This window comes from Nostoc sp. DedQUE12b, from assembly GCF_034530835.1.
Classification (GTDB): Bacteria; Cyanobacteriota; Cyanobacteriia; order Cyanobacteriales; family Nostocaceae; genus Nostoc.
Window position 1 is genome coordinate 14,536 of record NZ_JAVRCI010000008.1, and the last position, 14,280, is coordinate 28,815.

Genomic DNA, 14,280 nt, shown 5'->3' on the forward strand with positions numbered 1-14,280 from the left:
GTCATATTTTTGGAGAATTGGTATCAGGATGACAAAAATAGCCAAGGGTAAACGACCTGTTTACTTAGAAAATTCGCAAACTGATAAATTGTTAACGATCGTCATGGCCTTGACTGGTGAGGTGTCCGTCCTGCATGAGCGGCTAGACACCATTGAACGGTTGCTAGAGGTGAAAGGTATTTTATCGACTAGTGAGATTGAAGCTTACGAGCCGGATGTGAAAGTAAGCAAGGAACGGGAACAGTGGCGTGCAGAATATATTGCACGGGTGTTGCGTGTGATACAGGAAGAGTTAGAACCACTTAAATAAGCCTAGTTTAAATTACGTAGAAATTTGGCTGAATAAATCCAGCCATTTTTTATCCGACATTCTGCATCTTCAACTATTACAATCGGTTTTTACTGCTTTTCTGATATAAAAAAGCTATTTAATATACTTAAGTACAGTAAAATAGCTGAATTTATGAAGATGAATAAGCATCATCTAGAACTGATAAATTTAAAAAATTCTAGTAATTACACTATAGTACAGTCTAAATACGGAATCTGGGATAAAAAGAATCATACTAATGGTAGAAGATAACTATTGATTAAACAGAAGTATTTTTGCGTCAAATCGTGTATTTAAACGTTTGATAGGAGTTTTTGAGCAAAAAAGCCCACAAATAAAGCTATTTAGACCTATAAGCAATTTGTCACATTGATAATCGTTGGTTACATTGTCTAAAACTTTACTACCAACAAATGATCAAACAAATAGTTTACAGCGTTGCTTTAGGCACTATTGCTCTCAGTAGTGGAGCGATCGCTACTTCTGGAACAAATCCAGCTTGTACGCCAGTACCTTCTAATGTATCGAATAACACTAATCAAGTTGCAGCAAATAGCATGGACACTGCTGCTATAGAACAGTCAATTTTTAACCAAATCAATAACTACAGAGTTTCCCAAGGGCTACCAGCGCTGACTCGTAATTCTGCCATCGATAATCAAGCCAGGATTCATAGTAAGAACATGGCTAATGGTACTGTTCCCTTTGGACATAATGGATTTTCACAACGTCTTAATGCAACCGGTGTTTCTTACAGAGGAGGTGCTGAAAATGTTGCTTACAACCAGGGATATAGCGATCCTGCCACAATGGCTGTTCAAGGCTGGCTCAAAAGTCCAGGGCATCTTGCCAATATCAGAGGTAATTATAATTTGACGGGGATTGGTGTCGCCAAAAACAGTCAAGGCGCAATCTACTTCACACAAATATTCATTCGCTCATAGGTTTGACGCGATGTGCAACTTAATATTCTGACCTCACTTCCATTGCTCTCTGCTGCAAATAGAGAAAGGCTTTGAATTCTACCCATTCCTTATTATTAGGCAAGGAGATTAGGTTTGAGTAAAAATTGCACACAGCGTTAAATTTGGTAAAGTTGAGGTTTTTTCTCAAATTCCCCAGACTTTAACCTGTTAGTAAAGCTTTTGCTTGATAATTCATGAAAATCTGAAATTATTAGCAAAATTAACCGTGATTTTCATGAAGCCGATCGATTAAAGTAGTGATAATTGGACATGATTGTTTGTGTTACTTGTAAAGGATGTAGCCAAATTGCCGAAATTCATCATTACTTAATAGTATTGTGGTATATATCTTCGGAACAATAAGGTAGAGTAGAAGTCTTATATCTCTACACATTACGCAATTCTCCATGTTCCGACAAACTGCTTTTGGCATCGCTTTAAGTGCGCTTGTCCTTGCTAGTGGATTAACGACTGCTCCGATACCAAATCATACTTCTACGAATACATCCACCCGTAATAAGCTGTTGTCGCTTTTTTCTAGTCAGGCTGCAATATCGACTCCTACTTTTAAAACTACTGAGCTAGAAAAATCAGTATTTGACCAAATTAATCGATATCGGGTTTCTAAAGGACTGCCAAAGTTGACTTTAAATACAAATTTGACTCGACAGGCTAGAATTCATAGTCAAAATATGGCTAAAGGCAAAACCCCATTTAGCCATCAGGGATTTGAAGGGCGAGTTAAAGCTATCCCTATTCGCTACAACAGTGCAGCGGAAAATGTAGCTTTTAACCGGGGATATAGCAACCCCGTCGAGGAAGCTGTTAGTGGCTGGATCAAAAGTCCTGGACACCTAAAGAACCTTAAAGGGAATTACAACCTGACTGGAATTGGCGTTGCTACTAATAATCAAGGCGAAGTCTACCTAACACAACTGTTTTTTCGGGCTAGGTAGATTTAATTTTTGATTTTTTTGCACAATAATAATGTAGTGTCTGACAAGACTTTTTTCTACTGGACACTGCTATTATTTTTTAACAATTGATGACATTACCAGATTTTCAGGTAAGCGATCGCGATCTCAGTGACGCAGCCCTTAACCAGTATTTAGAATCTACAGCGATCGCAGTTGATACAGAAACGATGGGATTATTGCCGCTGCGCGATCGCTTGTGTCTCGTCCAGCTGTGCAATCCAGAAGGGAAAGTGACTGCAATCCGTATAGCCAAAGGACAAGCTGACGCCCCCAATTTAAAAAAACTCTTGGAAGCAGTCAATGTTGTAAAAGTGTTTCACTTTGCTCGATTTGACTTGGCCACTTTGCAAGCCAATCTGGGGATTCAGGTAGGGCCAATTTTTTGCACCAAAATTGCCAGTAAATTAGCCCGTACTTACACAAATCGCCACGGACTCAAAGATGTAGTGCAAGAGTTAGAACAAGTGGAACTAGATAAAAGCTCTCAAAGTTCTGATTGGGGTAACGCCGTTAGCTTATCTGAAGCTCAACTAAGTTATGCTGCCAATGATGTGCGCTATTTACTTAGCGTGCAGCAGAAGCTAATACAAATGCTCAAACGAGAAGAACGTTGGCTAATTGCTCAAGAATGTTTTGAGTTTCTACCAACGATAGTTTCCTTAGATTTATTGCAATTCAAGGATATATTTGAACACTAATCGAATAGGAATGAGAAGTAGGGAGTGGGGAATTGTGACAAAAAATTTTTATTGTTCGTCAATCCCAACTAGTGATACGTCAAGCTGAAATTGATAGGTAAGCAAGTTCGTAGTAAGGACTAAAGTCGTTATTTTCCAAGCACTAAAGTGCTTACTACAAACCCTCATACTAAGTTACAGCAGATTTCAAGGAAAGTGTTGTACACAAAGATTCGTCTCAAAACCAGGTATGTATAAAGTCTGTTTTACTTCTGGATTCTGACCGGAGGCGGAGCATCTCCGGCTCCGCTCCTGAATTCTGAATTCTGCTGTATTTTTGCCTAAGAGCCAACATTGGAATCATTGCTGTCTCCAGGAGTTTTAGATTCACTAGCAGCTTCCTTGATGTTACTTGCTCCCTCTTGAATGCCTTCTTTGAGGTTACTTGCTCCCTCTTGAATGCCTTCTTTGAGGTTGCTTGCTTGCTCTTGAATACCTTCTTTAAGGTTACTGGCTCCTTCTTGAATGCCTTCCTTAAGGTTACTTGCTCCCTGTTTAATAGATTCCGTGGCGCTAGTACCGCCCTTTTGCAGATTTTCTTGGTGGTTTTTTAGCCGATCTACAACATTGTAGTCATCTGCGCCTGGGGGAGTTTTTGATTCAATAATTCCTTCTGTTGGCCCACCGATCGCCTTCCATGCGGCAAGACCACCTTTGAGTTGGGAGACATGCTCAAATCCATTAGAACGCAGTTGTTGTGCGGCTTGGGCAGTTTCTTGATCGTTGGCACCGTAAATGTAAATATCACGGCTCTTATCCAAAGAAGGTACTGCACGCGCTACCAATTCATCTGCTGGCATTGGCATTGCTCCCAAAATGTGACCTTCGTTGAAGGTCTGGCGATCGCGCACATCAAGGATTGTAAAAGCCGGCTCACCCCATTCCAGACGACTCTTGAGGGTATGAGCATCAGTTTGTGATTCTATTGGTGGTTGTGGGGGAATGATGCCGCCTACTAAATTATTAACCATAATTTTCCCTTACTCACGATACTAATAGCAATTTAGCGAATTGAAGATATTTAATTGCTCTTTCTCTGGTATGAATATTCTCAAACTATCTCCTATGGTAGATGGAGCTATCCGAAAATTTATACCAATTAATCAATTGTAAATAACGCCATTTGAGACTATGAACAAACAACTTTTTTAATGAATATAATTGAATATATTTAAGTTTTGGTTTCAGCTATTTCAATAATTTAAACATTTTTAATTTTACTAAATTACTCAAAAAGTGAGAAAAATATTAGTTTAAAATTAAAAGTATTTAGCTATAAATATAGTAATTGATACCTTTTCAATATCAGCGATCGCTAATAATAATATCTCCTCAATTTCCTGCCAAACTTGTAGATTTATATACAGTAGATTAGAAGTTTGTGAGGTACACAAGCTAAATCTGTTACCCAAATATAAAGGGTGTTTTACTCCTGAATTCTGCTGTCAGCAGTACTATTTAAACAAGCTCCCAGCAATTTATTGACATCATAGTATATTGCTAGAGCAATTCTTTTTGCTGTTGCTTTTGTCTGTTAAAACTGGTTTCGACGCCCTATATACCTTCTGGCGATGCTTTCAGTTCTGGGCTTGTCATAGCTCAGGTTGAAACTTGTAGTATAGTATATGCTTAAGAGAGCAACTACATGTAAATGCACTAGGGTAGATTTTCGTAGACCTTCTTCAAGAGATCATACTTATTGGTTATATTACAGTCGAGTAAGTAGGAGTTGAGAATCTAGATTGGCTGATAAGTTAGTTTGTGAGCCTTTATAGAGACTTAATGAATCAGGGAGTGCGTTATTCTTTTAAACTTGTAGCAATTGCCGTCGCTTCTGGATGTGTCTTTTGACTGTTTGCGATTACGGAGATGGTTTTTAATTACACCTATTCCAAATGTAAAAATTTAAAATTATACAATACAAATTCAAAATTATGCAAAAATAATGCCATAATTATAAATTTTATCGGCATGATGATGGCTGAGGTTGCGATCGGCTTCATGGAAAATCAAATGTACACAAGTACTACAGTAGCGATGGTACTCAACAAAAACACGTAAAGTTAAGCTGGCACAACAGCAAATCGCCCAATCTACAACAGACAGCATTATGGTTATGGTTACTGCTACTACTCCCAAAATTCTGATCGTTGATGACGACTTCGGTGTCCGAAATCTCGTCTATCGTTTTTTAAGCCGGAAATATCAAATAGAGTCGGCAGCAGATGGTAGGACTGCCTTATCCTTGTTTGAGCAATTCAACCCAGCTTTAGTAATTCTAGATTGGAATTTGCCGGATGTTACTGGTTATAACCTTTGCCAAGAAATGCAGAGTCGTACTAATGTTTTAGTGCTAATACTGACTAGTAGGACTGACGAGGCTGATAAAATTAAAATCTTAAGCGCAGGTGCTGATGATTTCATGACTAAACCATTTAGTCTTGCAGAAGTTGAAGTTAGAGTAGAAGCTCTTTTGAGGCGGATACGCTACATCAATCCCTCCCCAACACAACGTATCGTTTTTAAGCAGCTAGTAATTAATCCAGAGGCCCGCGAGGTAACACTTAACGATAAAACTCTTGCCTTAACAGCGCTGGAATTTAATATCTTACATTTTTTGGCAAGTCATCCTAATCAGGCTTGGAGTCGTCCACAGCTAATCCAAAAAATCTGGGGTTGCGACTACATAGGAGATGGCCGCGTAGTTGATGTGCATATTGGTCAACTTCGCAAAAAGATGGAAGTCGACCCCAGTATACCGGAGTTTATTAAAACTGTGCGAGGCTATGGTTACAAGTTTGAAGCGCCCGACGATAATACTAGTTTTTAAAACTACTACAGAGGTGCAAACAACACTGAGATAAAAAAGAAATACTTTGAACCATGTTGGGAACTGATTTGGCCTTGCCTTGACGATTTTAAGCAAAGCTGTACTTAAAAACTATTCATTATTTTTTTTAGCCAATCTTTGACTAACTAACTCAGCCGCTAAATGTATTGCTGCTTTCATACTCGTAGCATCAGCAATTCCTTTACCCGCAATATCAAACGCTGTTCCGTGGTCGGGTGAAGTGCGAACGAAAGGAAGACCTATAGAAGTATTAACTGCCCGATCAAATGCCATCAGCTTCACAGGAATTAAGCCTTGGTCGTGGTAAAGTGCCAAGTAGCCATCAGCGGGATTTTGTACTAAAGAATTTCCATACCAAGCTTGACCAGGTTTAACCCACATTGTATCTGGCGGTATCGGCCCATCTAGTTGCAATTGTGGTCGGTTTTGTCGCTCTTGCTCCAACCAGGGAATTAACCAATCCTGTTCTTCATGTCCAAGTTGTCCCTGTTCGCCACTATGAGGATTCAACCCGGCGATCGCAATTCTCCCCTTATATATACCAAAATCTTTCTCTAAACACTCCACTAACAAATCCAGTTTTTGTGTCAACAACTGCGGTGTCAACACATCGGCTACTTGACGTAGGGGAATATGTGTGGTTGCAAGTAAGGCGCGGAGTGTCCAATTAGTATGAGGCGATCGCGCTACAAATAACATCCCAAAACGGTCAACACCTGATTTTTGTGCCAAAAGTTCCGTTTGCCCTGGATAATTATATCCTGCGGCTTTCCAAGCAGATTTAGCGATTGGCCCCGTGACAATACCATCAAATTTACCAGCCAGTGTTTGAGCGATCACATATTCCATATACGCAAAACTAGCCGCACCACTGGCTGCATTACCTATTCCTGAAATAATTTGATCTTTAATTTTTCTATCCAACTGTACATCGCTGACTAACAACTCATCTGGATTTGCCAAAGCTACTAAATTCTCAGTTAAATTCAGTTTGTAATAAATCTGTGCCAGCAAATCTCCGTTACCCACTACTGTAACGTCATATTTTTTACGAATTTCTGGCTCGGCTAAAGCTTTCAAAATCACCTCCGGCCCAATCCCCGCCGGATCTCCCAGCGTCAGTGCCAAACGCGGACGATTCTCTTTCACAAAATTTATTAAACCACCTTGATTATTTTGATACATAAAAATTCTTCATAATTATTATTATCAGAATTTTCCAATTTACCCATCTCTCCTTAATACTAGGGATTGCCTCCCAAGCAAGTAGGGATTACCTGCTAAACTAGTTTAAAATTGTTTACACAGGTCTAATCCTAGCAAGTGTTGAAAAGCTTCTGCTAGACCTAGTTTACACACCAATTTGCATAAGGAGAATCACACTAATGGGCGGCGAAATTTTGAATGCAGCTCTATTGTCTTTCGGTTTAATCTTCGTAGGCTGGGGCTTGGGCGCGTTGTTACTGAAAATTCAAGGCACAGAAGAATAATTGATTGAGTGCTGAGTGCTGAGTGCTGAGTTAGGAGTTAAGAGTTATTATTCTCCCCATTCCCTACTCCCTGCTCCCTTTTCATCAACATGAGAAAAAAGCTTGTCCGTTAATCGGACAGCTATTTTCCCATGAGTCTATCCAAATAAATTGATTTTCTGAGAAAAGATGTAAACTTTTGTTTGCATAGGTTATTCTGATAACATTCTTTTCATAAAACATTAAAATTTATTACAACCCTCATGACATTATTAATCGTCGGTGCCACTGGCACCTTAGGAAGACAAGTGGCTCGTCGTGCTATCGATGAGGGATATAAAGTACGCTGTCTTGTCCGCAGCAGTAAAAAAGCAGCTTTTCTCAAAGAATGGGGTGCAGAAGTCGTCCCCGGAAATTTGCGTTACCCCGACACTTTAGCGGAAGCTTTAGTTGGTGTAACCCAAGTTATTGATGCCTCAACCTCTCGCCCTACAGATTCACTCAGTATCAAACAAGTGGACTGGGAAGGCAAAGTAGCATTGATTCAAGCAGCAAAAGCCGCGGGTGTCGAGCGTTTTATCTTCTTTTCAATTTTAGATGCTGATAAATACCCAGAAGTGCCGCTCATGGAAATTAAGCGATGTACAGAACTATTCTTGGCTGAGTCAGGGTTGAATTATACCATCTTGCGGCTAGCTGGGTTTATGCAAGGTTTAATTGGTCAGTATGGGATTCCCATTCTGGAAGGACAGCCAGTTTGGGTAACAGGTAATTCTTCTCCCATCGCCTATATGGACACTCAGGACATTGCTAAGTTTGCAGTCCGAGCATTGAGTGTACCAGAAACGGAAAACCAAGCTTTTCCTGTAGTCGGTACTCGTGCATGGAGTGCAGAAGAAATCATCAACCTGTGCGAACGCTTATCTGGAAAAGATGCCAGAGTAACGCGGATGCCAATAAACTTACTACGTGCTGTACGGGGCATAATGCGATTCTTTCAGTGGGGATGGAACGTAGCAGACAGGCTAGCCTTTACAGAAGTATTGGCTAGTGGTAAACAGTTAAATGCTTCAATGGATGATGTTTACACAGTGTTTGGTTTAGATCCGCAACAAACCACAACCCTAGAAAGTTATCTCCAAGAGTACTTCAGCCGAATCATGAAGAAACTCAAAGAAGTAGACTACCAGAAAAATAAAAATAAAAAGCAAAAACCTAAAAAAACTCCTTTTAAACAGTCTTCAAAAGCTAATAGTCAATAGTCATTACGAAACAGACATTAGTCGTAAAACCCTAGACTCTGGATCTTTGACTCTAGATTAATGACTACATGACCAAAATGTGTAACGATTACATAATACAGAGCATCGCCTAAACTTGGATATTTGAGTGTGCCGAAAGCAGGCATTATCTACAATGACGTTAAACCGATAGCGGGCCGTGTCGCTATTGAGTTGAAAGACAAGCTAACCGCAGCCGGTTGGAATGTATGTATCACATCGAGTATCGGTGGGATATTGGGCTACCCTAACCCGGAGAGTCCTGTGTGCCACACTCCCATTGACGGTCTGACACCCCCTGGTTTTGATTCAGATATGGAGTTTGCAGTGGTATTAGGGGGAGACGGCACTGTTCTGGCAGCGTCTCGTCAAGTAGCCCCTTGTGGTATTCCACTGCTAACAGTGAATACCGGCCACATGGGATTTTTGACGGAAACTTTCCTGAATCAATTGCCCCAAGCACTAGAACAGGCAATGGCAGGTGAGTATGAAATTGAAGAACGAGCAATGCTCAATGTCAAAGTGTTTCGGGATGATTCAGTGCTATGGGAAGCCCTATGCTTGAATGAAATGGTTCTACACCGGGAACCTTTGACCTCTATGTGCCATTTTGAAATTGCCATAGGGCATCATGCGCCAGTAGACATTGCCGCAGATGGTGTGATTGTTTCCACGCCTACTGGTTCTACAGCTTACTCATTGAGTGCTGGTGGCCCAGTGGTAACTCCTGGTGTACCTGTTTTACAGCTAGTACCCATTTGTCCCCATTCCCTAGCTTCTAGAGCATTAGTATTTCCAGATACTGAATCGGTCAATATCTACCCAGTCAATATTCCTCGACTGGTAATGGTAGTAGATGGTAATGGAGGGTGCTATATCTTACCAGAAGATCGAGTATATATGGAGCGATCGCAATATAGTGCCCGATTTATTCGCCTGCAACCGCCTGAGTTTTTCCGAATTTTGCGAGAAAAATTAGGTTGGGGTTTGCCACATATCGCTAAACCAACTTCGGTAGAATTGCCATAGGGATTGGGCAGGAGGCAGGAGGCAGAAGGCAGAAGGCAGAAGTTTTTGAATTTGAATTGATTTCTCCCTCATCTTCCCACTCCCTACTCCCCAACTTACTGATTTCCTTCCAGAATTACTGGTATGGAGATTGAATTTGGAGTTAGTTATTAAGATTGCATCCGAGAATTCGATAGCTGACACCTGAACGTGCTAAAACATCCTTAGCAGCGCGTCAAATCAGAATTGCTACATCACTAAAAACTCGTAATTGCACTTTATAACTGATGTAAAGATTTTCTCTAGAATATCTTTACAATCCCAAATCCAATATCCCAAATTGTTATGACAGTTGCTCAAAGTCCTTGTGTTTTGGTGATTGAAACTGATGAGAGCCTTGCAAATCAGCTTTCTTGCGATTTGCAAGAAGCTGGTTATGAATCAATTTTGGCTCATGATGCAACGAGTGGTTTACAACACTGTCGCGATCGCCAACCTGCTTTAATTGTTTTAGACCGGATGCTAGCAGGAGAATCAGGACTCTCATTGTGCAAAAATATGAGAAGCACTGGTATGCGATCGCCTGTATTAATTTTAATGGCAAGGGATACAGTTGACGATCGTGTAGCTTGTCTAGAAGCTGGAGCGGATGATTACATCCTCAAACCTTACCGCTCAGAAGACTTTTTGAAGTTGATTCGCCTCTACTTAAAACCCGATGTGGATACCACGGAGCAATTACGCTTTGGGGATTTAATTTTAGACATAGCAACTCGCCGTGCCATACACAACGGGCGACCAATTGACTTGACAATGAAGGAATTTGAACTATTAAAATTCTTAATGGAACATCCCCGTGAAGTGTTAACCCGCGAACAAATCCTCGAAAATGTTTGGGGTTACGACTTTTTGGGTGAGTCAAATGTAATTGAAGTGTACATCCGTTACTTGCGGTTAAAAATCGAAGATGAAGGTCAAAAGCGCCTGATTCAAACAGTGCGAGGCGTAGGGTACGTTTTAAGAGAATCCTAGTATACTGTAGCGGGAGTTTGCTTATCTCCTTACCTCGTTCCCAGTTTCAGATTGGGAATGCTTTCTTTGGGTGCTGCTGCCTACCACTCAAAGGGTTTTTCGGGCTATAACACTGTAAAATTGAAGTCTAAATTACAAAATCGAAAAGCTATATGACTCGTCGGCTAAGTTTGCTCTCGATAGTGCTGAGTATTTTTCTGATGGGTTGTTCTGTGCCAACAACAGCTAAATCTCCTAGCCCCACCTCTGCCTCTGAAGCTCCAGCACCAGAGAGTTTAGGTCAAAAACTACCAATTTCTGCTAAAGCTATTGTGCCTAATGGTACAACAATTCAATTAGAGGTAGCGCAGACGCCACAACAGCAAGCGATGGGGTTGATGTATCGACCAGCTTTGCCAGATGACCGGGGGATGCTGTTTGGATTCTCTTCAGCACGGCCAGTCAGTTTCTGGATGAAGAATGTACCTGTACCCTTGGACATGGTATTTCTACATAAAGGCGTAGTTAAATATATTCAGGTTGCTGCACCTCCTTGTGCAAGTGAGCCTTGTCCTACTTATGGCCCCAATACACCAATTGATAAGGTGATTGAACTTCGTTCTGGAAGAGCTGCCGAATTGAAGTTGAAAGTGGGCGATATTCTCAAAATTGAGTTTTGAAACTCTAGTGACTTTGCGGGGATAAAAACTTGGGTAATTACTCGGTTGAGAGCCTATACGGTCAAAATATATGTTTTTTTTGTAAAAAATGTCACTGTATGTGGTCAAACAGCATTTGTAACGCTACTATTTAAAAACTGTGGTAATAATGTAAAATTCTACTGTCTCAAACCTGAAATCGCAGTATTCAGGTTTAGTCTCAAAAATATTCCCTTGGGCGTAAGTGTAAATAGTCGCCAATAAGAGAGTATAGGCTATGGAATCTTTATTACTACCTGTGTAATTAAATAAAACACAAAAGTAAATAAGATGAAGCCAATTTAATTAAGTAAAAATACTGCTTAATAAGCTAGCAGATGATTTGTATGAGAATTTTATTTCTCAGACCATCTATAGGAAGCCTCTCTTAAAGGCAGATTAACAAAAACTGTGCTGGGTGTATGGCCGATAACGGCACAGTGACAGATGAAATACTGGCTACTGTCTACCGAGTAATGGTGAACTGATATATGACAATACATTCTGCACAAGGAGGTGAGATACAAATGTCACCATCAAAATATTCTCGACTGATTCATTTTTTGCAAGAAGATTTGGCAATTTCCACAGCATCACTAGCAGTGGCGCTTCGGCATCGGGAGCAAGACCCAGGCCCTTTGGCAATGATTCTTTGGCAATATGGGTTGATTACTCTAGAGCAATTAGAACAAATTTATGATTGGCTGGAGACGGCGTAGGTTATACCAATTTTGGATTGTAGTTTTTAGACTTTGGCTTAAAAGTTTCTACCAAATGCATATTAGCAGAATCTCAAACAATACTATTTATGCCAATTTGGTATGATACTAAGTTGCCAAAGTTAGTCTTGTTTGGTGTCAAAGATACAGTGCGACTTTCTTCAAAGCAAATAATACTATCTAGGGCAACTTGGTGTCATTTAGGAGAATTGAAGTATGTCACATCAACTCTACCTTATGCAAAGGTTTCTACTCTATATACAAATTAAAAGAGCGAGTTGATAATTTAACTCGCTCTTTTGATTATTACTCAGGACTGACTAAACACTTTAACTGCTGCTGCTATACCAGAACCAGGGGTGAAGTCTTCGTAGCCAAGTTCTGTAAGGGTAACTTCTAAGGATGCTATACAGCTAAGGATATCGCGATCGCTCACAAAACCCAAGTGACCAATACGGAAAATTTTGTTGCTTAAATGGTCTTGACCACCAGCGAGGGCAATATCAAAGCGTTTTTTCATTAATGACCGAATCTTATCCGGTTGAATCCCCTGTGGTGCGACAGCCGTAATCGCCGGACTAGCAGAACTATCTGCTGCAAACAGGGGTAAATTTAACCCTTTAATCGCGGCGCGGGTAGCATTCTTCAGGCGTTCGTGTCGAGCAAAGATTGATTCCAAGCCTTCCTCTTTCATGATTCGCAACGTGGTGTGTAACGCTACGATCAAGTTCACAGGCGGAGTAAATGGAGTTGTATTTTTGGCTGTGGCTTTGCGATATTTGCCTAAATCCAAATAATATTTTGGTAGCTTCGCAGTTTTGTAAGCTTCCCAAGCTTTGGCACTGACAGAAACAAAACCCAATCCCGGCGGAATCATATAACCTTTTTGGGAACCAGAGGCGACGATATCCAAGCCCCAAGCATCCACGGGTAGATTGAATGCACCCAAGCTAGTAACGGCATCAACGATAATTAAAGCTTCACCGTGTTCTTTAACGTGGCGGTTGATTGTTTCTAGGTCATTCAACACACCCGTCGAGGTTTCGCTATGGGTAATGATTACAGCTTTGATTTGCTTTTGGGTATCTGCTTGAAGTTTTTCGGCAAATACTGCGGGGTCTAAGGGTTTTCCCCATTCCACCTTAACTTCTTCTACATTCAAACCGTAGGCTTGACCGACTTCTACCCAGCGTTCGCCAAATTTACCATTAGAACCAACTAAAATGCGATCGCCTGGAGAGAGAAAATTAATTATTCCGGCTTCTACAGCACCCGTACCACTGACATTCAGCGTCAGCACATCACTTTGAGTTTGGTGCAGCCACTTGAGGTTTTCTGTCACCTCTGCCAATATGTTGCTAAATTCACTAGTACGATGCCCAATCGGATGCTTGGCTAATGCCAGTAAGGCAGCTTCTGGCACCGGTGTAGGGCCTGGAATCATCAGCATCAGCTTATCGTTCATGTTTCTATCCTAAAAGTCAAATAAAAGTCAAAATTGTGGGAAGTCGGTTAAGTCTGATAGCAAATCCTAGATATTCATCTACAAATTCCACTCAGATTGTCACCAGCATTGTTGTATATTTTCCAAATTTATAGGAAAAGTATTGTGGGAGTTAACGATCGGTCAGCTTGACCTTTGCAATTTATACCAGACTCCAACTCAGATAAAACCTCTGTTCCAGGCAATCTTACCACACACCTAGACGCCAGGTTAAGGTGTCTGCTCGTAGGCCAACGGCTATTTTAGCTAAGGATGAAACATCTATCTAGATGAGGCACAGGTACGATAAATTCTTAAAATCTACCCATAATCCACCTCAGTTGTTTTTATAGAAAAACACGAAATCGTTTTGAACATCGCGGTAATTGTCGCTGAAAAAGTTGTGTTTTGCTTCCATGAAAGAAGTAACTCCCTACACTATACAGAAGACTTGGATGTTAGCGTTTGCTAAGAGATAAAAGATACCCAACCCAAACTTTTCAATCTATTTGGGTCAAAGATTTGTTCTTGGGTTGCCATTCTCTAAACAATACCTTCGTTTATAATTTATTTGAGTCAAAATCGCTTTGATACCAATATCCAAGCCTTTTCTAGGTTATTTGATAGCGACTAATTTGATGCAGAAGTTGAGATATCTATGCTACTAATTGCTGCACTTTTTGATACTGCACTTAGTAGTAAGCAATATCGACGGCGGGTAGTAATAAACTATAAGTTTTTATACTATACT

The 14,280-nt window shown here is 40.5% G+C and carries 15 protein-coding genes and 1 pseudogene; 12 read left to right on the forward strand and 4 right to left on the reverse strand.

All coding sequences use genetic code 11. The annotated features are described in order from the left end of the window. The first annotated feature begins 28 nt into the window (after window positions 1-28). The 4 genes from RMY16_RS06075 to RMY16_RS06090 all read left to right on the forward strand — a co-directional run bounded on the left by RMY16_RS06075 (window position 29) and on the right by RMY16_RS06090 (window position 2,971). The gene (locus RMY16_RS06075) at window positions 29-310 is read left to right on the forward strand and encodes a hypothetical protein (RefSeq protein WP_322735596.1); all 282 of its coding nucleotides are present in this window, start codon (window positions 29-31) and stop codon (window positions 308-310) included. Window positions 311-744: 434 nt separating this feature from the next. Continuing rightward, entirely contained in the window at window positions 745-1,275 is a 531-nt protein-coding gene (locus tag RMY16_RS06080; RefSeq protein ID WP_322735597.1) for a CAP domain-containing protein, read from the forward strand. A gap of 428 nt (window positions 1,276-1,703) precedes the next feature. Then, complete coding sequence (locus RMY16_RS06085; RefSeq protein ID WP_322663354.1) at window positions 1,704-2,252, forward strand: CAP domain-containing protein; 549 nt, start codon at window positions 1,704-1,706, stop codon at window positions 2,250-2,252. A gap of 89 nt (window positions 2,253-2,341) precedes the next feature. After that, window positions 2,342-2,971: a ribonuclease D gene (locus tag RMY16_RS06090; protein ID WP_322735598.1), complete on the forward strand. Its 630-nt coding sequence runs from the start codon at window positions 2,342-2,344 to the stop codon at window positions 2,969-2,971. 563 nt (window positions 2,972-3,534) lie between these two features. On the opposite strand, the pseudogene RMY16_RS06095 reads toward RMY16_RS06090, so the two are convergent. Then, window positions 3,535-3,981: pseudogene (locus RMY16_RS06095) on the reverse strand (rhodanese-like domain-containing protein); the annotation flags it as partial. A 961-nt stretch (window positions 3,982-4,942) separates the two neighbouring features. Beyond that, window positions 4,943-5,119, reverse strand: a complete 177-nt coding sequence (locus tag RMY16_RS06100) for a hypothetical protein (RefSeq protein ID WP_322735599.1) — start codon at window positions 5,117-5,119, stop codon at window positions 4,943-4,945. A 1-nt stretch (window position 5,120) separates the two neighbouring features. On the opposite strand from RMY16_RS06100, the gene RMY16_RS06105 reads away from it, so the two are divergent. Next, window positions 5,121-5,840 (forward strand): response regulator transcription factor, encoded by a 720-nt coding sequence (locus tag RMY16_RS06105; protein WP_322735600.1) that lies wholly within the window; start codon window positions 5,121-5,123, stop codon window positions 5,838-5,840. 111 nt (window positions 5,841-5,951) lie between these two features. Here the strand turns inward: RMY16_RS06105 and pdxA are convergent, their stop codons facing one another. Further along, window positions 5,952-7,046, reverse strand: coding sequence for a 4-hydroxythreonine-4-phosphate dehydrogenase PdxA (gene pdxA, locus RMY16_RS06110; RefSeq protein ID WP_322735601.1), 1,095 nt, complete (start codon window positions 7,044-7,046; stop codon window positions 5,952-5,954). Between the two features lie 200 nt (window positions 7,047-7,246). Here pdxA and RMY16_RS06115 point away from each other — a divergent pair, with 200 nt between their 5' ends. From RMY16_RS06115 to RMY16_RS06145, 7 genes are all read left to right on the forward strand, one after another. Beyond that, window positions 7,247-7,351 carry a PetM family cytochrome b6-f complex subunit 7 gene (locus tag RMY16_RS06115; RefSeq protein ID WP_094344256.1) on the forward strand — a complete coding sequence of 35 codons (105 nt, stop codon included), beginning with the start codon at window positions 7,247-7,249 and terminating at the stop codon, window positions 7,349-7,351. A gap of 242 nt (window positions 7,352-7,593) precedes the next feature. Then, window positions 7,594-8,592, forward strand: coding sequence for an SDR family oxidoreductase (locus tag RMY16_RS06120; RefSeq protein WP_322735602.1), 999 nt, complete (start codon window positions 7,594-7,596; stop codon window positions 8,590-8,592). A 129-nt stretch (window positions 8,593-8,721) separates the two neighbouring features. Continuing rightward, the gene (locus tag RMY16_RS06125; protein ID WP_094352564.1) at window positions 8,722-9,639 is read left to right on the forward strand and encodes an NAD(+) kinase; all 918 of its coding nucleotides are present in this window, start codon (window positions 8,722-8,724) and stop codon (window positions 9,637-9,639) included. A gap of 324 nt (window positions 9,640-9,963) precedes the next feature. After that, the gene (nblR, locus tag RMY16_RS06130) at window positions 9,964-10,650 is read left to right on the forward strand and encodes a response regulator transcription factor NblR (protein WP_099103317.1); all 687 of its coding nucleotides are present in this window, start codon (window positions 9,964-9,966) and stop codon (window positions 10,648-10,650) included. A 152-nt stretch (window positions 10,651-10,802) separates the two neighbouring features. After that, complete coding sequence (locus tag RMY16_RS06135; RefSeq protein ID WP_322663368.1) at window positions 10,803-11,309, forward strand: DUF192 domain-containing protein; 507 nt, start codon at window positions 10,803-10,805, stop codon at window positions 11,307-11,309. 509 nt (window positions 11,310-11,818) lie between these two features. Continuing rightward, the gene (locus RMY16_RS06140) at window positions 11,819-12,046 is read left to right on the forward strand and encodes a DUF2949 domain-containing protein (protein ID WP_012410503.1); all 228 of its coding nucleotides are present in this window, start codon (window positions 11,819-11,821) and stop codon (window positions 12,044-12,046) included. Window positions 12,047-12,135: 89 nt separating this feature from the next. Further along, window positions 12,136-12,315, forward strand: a complete 180-nt coding sequence (locus RMY16_RS06145; RefSeq protein WP_322735603.1) for a hypothetical protein — start codon at window positions 12,136-12,138, stop codon at window positions 12,313-12,315. A gap of 41 nt (window positions 12,316-12,356) precedes the next feature. Here the strand turns inward: RMY16_RS06145 and RMY16_RS06150 are convergent, their stop codons facing one another. Further along, window positions 12,357-13,511 carry an alanine--glyoxylate aminotransferase family protein gene (locus RMY16_RS06150; RefSeq protein ID WP_322735604.1) on the reverse strand — a complete coding sequence of 385 codons (1,155 nt, stop codon included), beginning with the start codon at window positions 13,509-13,511 and terminating at the stop codon, window positions 12,357-12,359. Window positions 13,512-14,280: the final 769 nt, after the last annotated feature.

Bases quoted from the DNA above. Each gene is read 5' to 3' on its own strand.
- RMY16_RS06150 (WP_322735604.1), bottom strand. From the start codon at position 13,511: ATGAACGATAAGCTGATGCTGATGATTCCAGGCCCTACACCGGTGCCA.
- nblR (WP_099103317.1), top strand. From the start codon at position 9,964: ATGACAGTTGCTCAAAGTCCTTGTGTTTTGGTGATTGAAACTGATGAG.
- RMY16_RS06085 (WP_322663354.1), top strand. From the start codon at position 1,704: ATGTTCCGACAAACTGCTTTTGGCATCGCTTTAAGTGCGCTTGTCCTT.
- RMY16_RS06145 (WP_322735603.1), top strand. From the start codon at position 12,136: ATGCCAATTTGGTATGATACTAAGTTGCCAAAGTTAGTCTTGTTTGGT.
- RMY16_RS06075 (WP_322735596.1), top strand. From the start codon at position 29: ATGACAAAAATAGCCAAGGGTAAACGACCTGTTTACTTAGAAAATTCG.
- RMY16_RS06090 (WP_322735598.1), top strand. From the start codon at position 2,342: ATGACATTACCAGATTTTCAGGTAAGCGATCGCGATCTCAGTGACGCA.
- RMY16_RS06120 (WP_322735602.1), top strand. From the start codon at position 7,594: ATGACATTATTAATCGTCGGTGCCACTGGCACCTTAGGAAGACAAGTG.
- RMY16_RS06115 (WP_094344256.1), top strand. From the start codon at position 7,247: ATGGGCGGCGAAATTTTGAATGCAGCTCTATTGTCTTTCGGTTTAATC.
- RMY16_RS06080 (WP_322735597.1), top strand. From the start codon at position 745: ATGATCAAACAAATAGTTTACAGCGTTGCTTTAGGCACTATTGCTCTC.
- RMY16_RS06100 (WP_322735599.1), bottom strand. From the start codon at position 5,119: ATGCTGTCTGTTGTAGATTGGGCGATTTGCTGTTGTGCCAGCTTAACT.
- RMY16_RS06105 (WP_322735600.1), top strand. From the start codon at position 5,121: ATGGTTATGGTTACTGCTACTACTCCCAAAATTCTGATCGTTGATGAC.
- RMY16_RS06140 (WP_012410503.1), top strand. From the start codon at position 11,819: ATGACAATACATTCTGCACAAGGAGGTGAGATACAAATGTCACCATCA.
- pdxA (WP_322735601.1), bottom strand. From the start codon at position 7,046: ATGTATCAAAATAATCAAGGTGGTTTAATAAATTTTGTGAAAGAGAAT.
- RMY16_RS06135 (WP_322663368.1), top strand. From the start codon at position 10,803: ATGACTCGTCGGCTAAGTTTGCTCTCGATAGTGCTGAGTATTTTTCTG.